The sequence below is a fragment of the Caulobacter sp. 17J65-9 genome, assembly GCF_010975005.1.
Classification (GTDB): domain Bacteria; phylum Pseudomonadota; class Alphaproteobacteria; order Caulobacterales; family Caulobacteraceae; genus 17J80-11.
Map to the genome: position 1 here is coordinate 1 of NZ_JAAIVC010000202.1, position 5,809 is coordinate 5,809.

At 69.8% G+C, this 5,809-nt stretch carries 10 protein-coding genes; 8 read left to right on the top strand and 2 right to left on the bottom strand.

All coding sequences use genetic code 11. The annotated features are described in order from the left end of the window. A partial coding sequence (locus G3573_RS19410; RefSeq protein ID WP_205598374.1) for a hypothetical protein occupies positions 1-383 on the bottom strand: 383 nt, incomplete at its 3' end. 313 nt (positions 384-696) lie between these two features. Here G3573_RS19410 and G3573_RS19415 point away from each other — a divergent pair. Continuing rightward, complete coding sequence (locus G3573_RS19415) at positions 697-1,365, top strand: M23 family metallopeptidase (protein WP_163263329.1); 669 nt, start codon at positions 697-699, stop codon at positions 1,363-1,365. 9 nt (positions 1,366-1,374) lie between these two features. Here the strand turns inward: G3573_RS19415 and G3573_RS19420 are convergent, their stop codons facing one another. Further along, positions 1,375-2,139, bottom strand: coding sequence for a response regulator transcription factor (locus G3573_RS19420; protein ID WP_163263330.1), 765 nt, complete (start codon positions 2,137-2,139; stop codon positions 1,375-1,377). A 407-nt stretch (positions 2,140-2,546) separates the two neighbouring features. Here G3573_RS19420 and G3573_RS19425 point away from each other — a divergent pair, with 407 nt between their 5' ends. From G3573_RS19425 to G3573_RS19455, 7 genes are all read left to right on the top strand, one after another. Next, positions 2,547-2,837, top strand: coding sequence for a hypothetical protein (locus tag G3573_RS19425; protein ID WP_163263331.1), 291 nt, complete (start codon positions 2,547-2,549; stop codon positions 2,835-2,837). A 102-nt stretch (positions 2,838-2,939) separates the two neighbouring features. Beyond that, entirely contained in the window at positions 2,940-3,227 is a 288-nt protein-coding gene (locus G3573_RS19430; RefSeq protein ID WP_163263332.1) for a hypothetical protein, read from the top strand. Positions 3,228-3,305: 78 nt separating this feature from the next. Then, positions 3,306-3,596 carry a hypothetical protein gene (locus G3573_RS19435; RefSeq protein WP_163263333.1) on the top strand — a complete coding sequence of 97 codons (291 nt, stop codon included), beginning with the start codon at positions 3,306-3,308 and terminating at the stop codon, positions 3,594-3,596. Positions 3,597-3,670: 74 nt separating this feature from the next. Next, positions 3,671-4,000 carry a hypothetical protein gene (locus G3573_RS19440; RefSeq protein WP_163263334.1) on the top strand — a complete coding sequence of 110 codons (330 nt, stop codon included), beginning with the start codon at positions 3,671-3,673 and terminating at the stop codon, positions 3,998-4,000. A gap of 337 nt (positions 4,001-4,337) precedes the next feature. Next, the gene (locus G3573_RS19445) at positions 4,338-4,712 is read left to right on the top strand and encodes a hypothetical protein (protein ID WP_163263335.1); all 375 of its coding nucleotides are present in this window, start codon (positions 4,338-4,340) and stop codon (positions 4,710-4,712) included. A 64-nt stretch (positions 4,713-4,776) separates the two neighbouring features. After that, positions 4,777-5,439, top strand: coding sequence for a C39 family peptidase (locus G3573_RS19450; protein WP_205598375.1), 663 nt, complete (start codon positions 4,777-4,779; stop codon positions 5,437-5,439). A 41-nt stretch (positions 5,440-5,480) separates the two neighbouring features. Beyond that, a partial coding sequence (locus G3573_RS19455; protein ID WP_205598376.1) for a hypothetical protein occupies positions 5,481-5,809 on the top strand: 329 nt, incomplete at its 3' end.

A 5,809-nucleotide genomic window follows, 5' to 3' on the forward strand; every position in this document is an offset into this window, starting at 1 on the left:
CGGCGGCGGTCGCCCAACGGCGCCCAGACGCCGCCCACGGCCTGGACGACCAGCCGTTGGGCCCAGCGCCAGACGTCGTCGAAGCGGCCGGTGCGGGGCAGCAGGGCGGCGGCGCCGAGCGCGATCCAGAACAGGCTCCAGGCGACCAGCCCCGGCCGGTCGATCAGGGCGACGGCGAACAGGGCGGCGACGGCCAGGGCGGCCAGCGCGCGCCGGTCGCGGTGGACCGCGGGGCGGGCGAGGGCGAGCGTCACGGTCCAGGCCAGGGCGAAGACGCCCAGGATCGAGCCGAAGCCCTGCCCGTAGAGCAACTGGTCGGCGAGGGTCGCCAGGGCGGCGGCGGCGAGCGGCTTGCGCCAGAAGGTCAGGGGAGGGGCTGACATGGAGGCTCCGTGAACTGTGGAGCCTGATTGCCCTTCGCCGGTGGAGGCCGATGCGTCGCGCGGCGCCGGGGCCGAGGGCTTTGCGTGCAGATTCCGTGCAGAGGGCCGGTGCGGCGCACGGACGCACCGAGGGCCGCGCGCCCCTGAATATCTAGGACCTCGGCGTCCCCGCGCGCTCGGCGGACAACGTGTCGCATCGGTTTGCGACGCCGATGTTCGCATATCGCCGGTGTCCGCAGGTCATCGGGCGCTCAGCGCGCCCCGGCGCGGGCCATTTGATCCGATCGCATTTCGCACCGAGGTAATTCTGCTCATGCACGTCTTTTCGCGCCGTCTGCTGAAGTTCACGATGCTGGCGGGTGTCGCCGCGGGACTGTGGCACGCCGGCGCGCAGGCGCGTGTGGTCACCGAAGGCGTCGACCGCATCGAGCCGGCCGCCTCCGTCGTTCCGGCCTCGGCCGGCGCGTTTGAAGCGCCGCTGCTGGTGCCCCGTCTGGTCTGGGAAGGCGCCGACGTCGACGGCGACGGCCAGGCCGACTTCGTCAATCCGACCGGCGAGGCCCCGCGCGACCACGACGCCTACGGCTCCGGCCAGTTCGGCGCCTCGCGCGACGGCGGCGGCCGCGAGCACGCCGGCGTCGACTACCGGGCCCACGGCGGCCAGGACGTGCGCGCGCCGATGTCGGGCTATGTCAGCAAGATCGGCTACGTCTACGAGGACAGCCGCAACCTGCGCTTCGTCGAGATCACCAACCCGGCCCTGCACTACGTCACGCGGGTGATGTACGTCGACGCCGCCGTGGTCGAGGGCCAGGCTGTGCACGCCGGCCAGACCATCGGCGCCGCGCACAGCCTGCAGGACCGCTATCCCGGCATCACCGACCACGTCCACCTGGAGGTGGCGCGCCTGGGCGGTCACAAGATGGACGCGGCCCGGCTGATCACCGCCCGCCTCGAGGTCCCGGCCGATTCCGCGGCCTAAGCCGCAGGCTCAGCCCAGGTTGGCCAGATAGACCGCCTCGGTGCGGTTGGTGGCGCCCAGCTGCTTGAGGATGTTGCGCACGTGGACCTTCACCGTGCTCTCCTGCATCCCCAGCTCGAAGGCGATGACCTTGTTCGACTTGCCCTGCCGGATGCGCACCAGCACGTCCGACTGACGCGGGGTCAGGGCCGGGTGCGCGGGATCCGTCGGCCCGGCCGCCACAGGCGACGCCTGCGGCTCGCCTGACGGCGCGTCGACCGCGTCGGCGGGGACGAAGATCTCGCCGGCGCTGATCCGGCGCAGCGCCCGGCACAGCTCGTCCGGACTGACGTCGTGCGACAGGCATCCCCGCACCCCCAGGCGCAAGGCGCTGAGCACGTCGCCCGGCGCATGCCGGTTGGCCAGCAGTACGATCGAGGCGTCGGGCAGGGCCGCGGTGATCGCGGGCAGGTCCCGTACGAGCGCGGCCGCGTCCTTGGCCTCGCGGCCGGCGTGCAGCAGGATCAGGTCCACAGGCCCGGTCGCGCGGGCCTGCTCCGGGGCGCTGGCCGCCACCACCGAAAACTCGTCGGCGTGCTCGGCCAGGGCCAGGCTCAGACATTCCCGGGTCAGCGGGGAAGGGTCGATCAGAAGCACCGACAGCGGGCGGCCGACGGCCGGCGGCTCGAGCGGCGCAGGCACGGCCGGCGCGGCGGGCCCGCCCGGTTTCGATCTCAGCGGCGGAAGCGCGCCGAGCGCGTGCATGTCGCGATGGTCCGTGGTCGTCAGAGGCATTTAGCTCTCCCTGTTCGTGGCTCGAACACAGAGCTCGTCCGGGGTTCGCGTTGTGCTGTCGTGTGGGTCCCCGCCCCGGGGGGTGTGTGACGGTCGCCGTCTCTCGCGTCGCCGACCGCGCTCAGAGACCGAGTGGACGGGCCTATTGTTCCGGGCCGAACGTCGAGAGGCGTACCGAATAGGTGGTAGTAGCGCGGTAGTTGTCTTGGCGGTATCCGGCTTGTCCGGTCGCGCCGCGTCCGAAGCTATACTTCCCTTTTTCCCTTAGCGGCGTACCAACAGCGGTGTAAGCCGAATTCTAGTCTGTCGAGTGCAGGCTCGATCTGGGATTGATTGCGGCGGCCGGGACGACCTCCTGCTCACCGGGTGGCCCGGCCTTGGCTCAATCGAACCCAACGGAGTCTGTCATGAAGAAGCTGTTCGCCATCGCCGCCGCCGCCTCCATGCTGGCCGCCACCGGTACCGCTTTCGCGGCTGACCGCCTGGTCGACGATCAAATGGATTCGGTCACCGCCGGCGCGATCGACTTCAGCCAGAACAACGTGGCGATTATTTCGAACTCGCAAGACGTGAAGACGATCAACGCGGCCGTCACGGTCGGCGGCTACAAGCCCGACGCGACGGTCTACAGCAGCGTCAAGGCCTACCAGAACACCTACGTCTCGCAGCAGAACTGCCGCTTCGCCTTCAAGTGCTGAGCTGAGCACGGCCTTCCCGCCCGCCCTCTCGAGGGCGGGCGGCCTCGCCCGGCGCCTGAACCGGGCGCCCCAAGCGCCAACTCTCGCTAAAGGACCGGACAAATGACCAAGTTTCTCCTGGCGACGGCCGCCGCCGGCGCCGTCGTGATGGCCGGCTCGGCCGCGCTCGCCGCCCCCGCTCAATCCGAACCGATGCGTCTGGACGAAGCCCAGATGGACGGCGTCAGCGCCGGCGCGCTGGTCAACTTCAACCTCGGCGTCTCGATTCCGACGCAGGTGATCGTGCCGACGGCCATCGCCGTCTCGATCGGCGGCGACGCCAACGCCGGCAACATCGTGAAGGCGCTGCAGATCAGCGTCATCAAGCAGAAGAACGTCGGCGGCGGCTGATAGCGCCGGCTTCTTCCCGTCCCGTCTTCGCCGCCGGTGAAGGCGGGACACCCTTGGCCCGAGTAAGGAGACTGTCCCATGCGACTGTCCGTTCGCGGGTTGGCCGGCCTCGTCGCCGGCATCTTCGTGTGCGCCGGCGCGGCGCAGGCCCAGCCCCTGGTGCTGGCCGACGCCGACATGGACCAGACGACGGCGGGGTTCGCCGACGACCTGTTCGCGTCCGACTGGCTGACCGTCAGCCTGCCCGACTTCGATTTCGGCGGCGCCACGCCCGGGACCACGGTGGTGAACACCCACACCGTCTCGCCCGACGGCTCGACCGTCACGTCCTACGTGTCGGTCACGCACGTCTATACCGTCGAAAACTGATCGGCTCGGCGGCTCGCTCCGCCGGTCCGGGCGACCGGCGGTTCGGGCCTTCGCGAGCCGCTGGAGATGATGAAATGAAGTATTCCGCCCGCCTCCTGGCGTGTCTTCTGTCCGGCGTCGTCGTGGGTTCGGCCACGATCGCAGCGGCCGAGCCGGTGGCCCTGACCGCGTCCGAAATGGACTCCGCCACCGCCGGCCGCCGCCCAGACACGGTCGCGCGCCTCGCGGCCATCAAGGCCCGCATCGACAAGCTGTCGAGCCGCTTCGGCTTCCAGTACCAGTGGCCCTCGACCGCCACGAACAGCAACAGCGGCAAGGGCAGCACCAGCAGCAACAGCGGCAAGAGCAACAACGTCCGGATCGAGCGTAGCGTCAGCTACGTGACCGTGACTCACGCCGATTGACGCGCGCCGGCGCCGGCGGCCCAGGTCGTCGGCGTCCGGTCCCTGAGCCCGGTCCCTGAGATGGGGCGAGTGAAAGTTCCTGGGCTGAACTGGAAATCAGGGTCCCGAAAATGAGGTAGTCTTCGCCAAGGCTTCGGCCGGAGCTCCCGAGCAGGATCGTGTAACCGGATCAACGGTTTCACGCGCAGGGAGCGGCGTGTTCCCTACCAATTCGGTCGTACGCCGAAATCCAGTCTGTCTCTCCACCGGGGGTTGCTGGGATACATCCCGTCGGCCGGTCTTGACGTCGCTGTTTGGCGCAACCGGCCGTGCTCAGCGAACCCCCTGGAGACCAGCCATGAAGAAGATGCTCGCCATCGCGACTGTCGCCGCCCTGCTGGGCGGAGGATCCGCCGCCTTCGCCGCCGACTCCTCGGCCATGCGCCTCGACGACACCCAGATGGACGGCGTGACCGCCGGCAAGAACGTCAACGCCAGCCAGAACAACGTCGCGATCATCACGCCGATCACGAACGTGAACGTCAACAACGTCGCCATCGGCGACGGGGCGACGGTCGTCTCCACCGTGGTCATCAACAACATCATCTACGTCATTCAGACGAATATCGGCGGCGGCAGCGGGAAGGTGCCCCCCGGCCAGCTGAAGAAACTCGGCCTTTCGGTCAGCAACTCCGGACCCGGCAGCCTCAACTCCGGCCGGGGCCACGGCTAGTCGCCAAGGCTGACGGCGGCCCGCTCGGCTGACGCCGGCGGGCCGCCGCGCCTGGAGGTCACCCATGACGTCTCGCATGCGAAAGCTGATCTGGCCGGCCGCGACGCTGGTCGCCGTCGCGCTCTCCGGCCAGGCGCAGGCCGCCGCGCCGGTGCGCTCCATGCTGGAGATCCGCCAGGACAAGGTGGTCGTGCAGAAGTACGACCTCAGCTGCGGGGCGGCGGCGCTGGCCACCGTGCTGAACTACCAGCACGGTGATCCGGTCACCGAGAAGGAGATCGCCCGGGGGCTGATCAAGCGCAAGGAGTACATCGAGCACCCCGAGCTGGTGCGAATCCGGGAGGGATTCTCCCTGCTCGACCTCAAGCGCTACGTCGAAGCCCGCGGCTATGAAGGCATCGGCTACGGCAAGCTCGGCCTGAAGGACCTGGTCGAGAACGCGCCGATCCTCACGCCCATGAACTTCATCGGCTACAACCACTTCGTGGTCGTCACGGGCGTGCGCGACGGGACGGTGTTCTTCGCCGACCCGGCCTTCGGCAACCGCACCATGCCGATCGACGCCTTCGAACACGCCTGGATCGACAACCCGAAAATGGGCCGCGTCGGCTTCGTGGTGAAGCGGCGCGACGGCCAGGAACCGCCCAACCAGTTGGGCGCCAACGAAACAATTCTGCTCCCCCCGGAGTCCGTCCTGCGTCGCGCGGTCTCGCCCCTGAGCCGCTAGACCCGAAACGCGGCGCACAGCACAGCCGAGGGGAGTAAAGTATGGGGGATGCGCAGTTGCCTGGCGCGCGCCGTCGGCGCGCGCTCCGTGGTTCGAGCGCCGTCGCCGCGCTGACGGCCGCGTGGGCCATCGGGTTCGCCGCCACGCCGACCAGCGCTCAAAGCCCGGGCGTGCCGCCGGGCGGAGCGCCGGTGCAGTCGGTCGACGAGCTGCGCCGTCAGGTCCAGGAACGCGACGCCGTGATCGCCGACCTGCTCCGCCGGGTCGAGGCGCTGGAACGGGCCTCCGGCCAGCCGGCCCACGCCGCGGTCGCCGCCGCGCCCCCGGCGCCGGGTTCGCCTCCGCCGCCCGCCCATGTCGTCGCCCAGGC

Coding starts and splice junctions, on each gene's coding strand:
- G3573_RS19415 (WP_163263329.1), top strand. CDS start 697: ATGCACGTCTTTTCGCGCCGTCTGCTGAAGTTCACGATGCTGGCGGGT.
- G3573_RS19420 (WP_163263330.1), bottom strand. CDS start 2,139: ATGCCTCTGACGACCACGGACCATCGCGACATGCACGCGCTCGGCGCG.
- G3573_RS19425 (WP_163263331.1), top strand. CDS start 2,547: ATGAAGAAGCTGTTCGCCATCGCCGCCGCCGCCTCCATGCTGGCCGCC.
- G3573_RS19430 (WP_163263332.1), top strand. CDS start 2,940: ATGACCAAGTTTCTCCTGGCGACGGCCGCCGCCGGCGCCGTCGTGATG.
- G3573_RS19435 (WP_163263333.1), top strand. CDS start 3,306: ATGCGACTGTCCGTTCGCGGGTTGGCCGGCCTCGTCGCCGGCATCTTC.
- G3573_RS19440 (WP_163263334.1), top strand. CDS start 3,671: ATGAAGTATTCCGCCCGCCTCCTGGCGTGTCTTCTGTCCGGCGTCGTC.
- G3573_RS19445 (WP_163263335.1), top strand. CDS start 4,338: ATGAAGAAGATGCTCGCCATCGCGACTGTCGCCGCCCTGCTGGGCGGA.
- G3573_RS19450 (WP_205598375.1), top strand. CDS start 4,777: ATGACGTCTCGCATGCGAAAGCTGATCTGGCCGGCCGCGACGCTGGTC.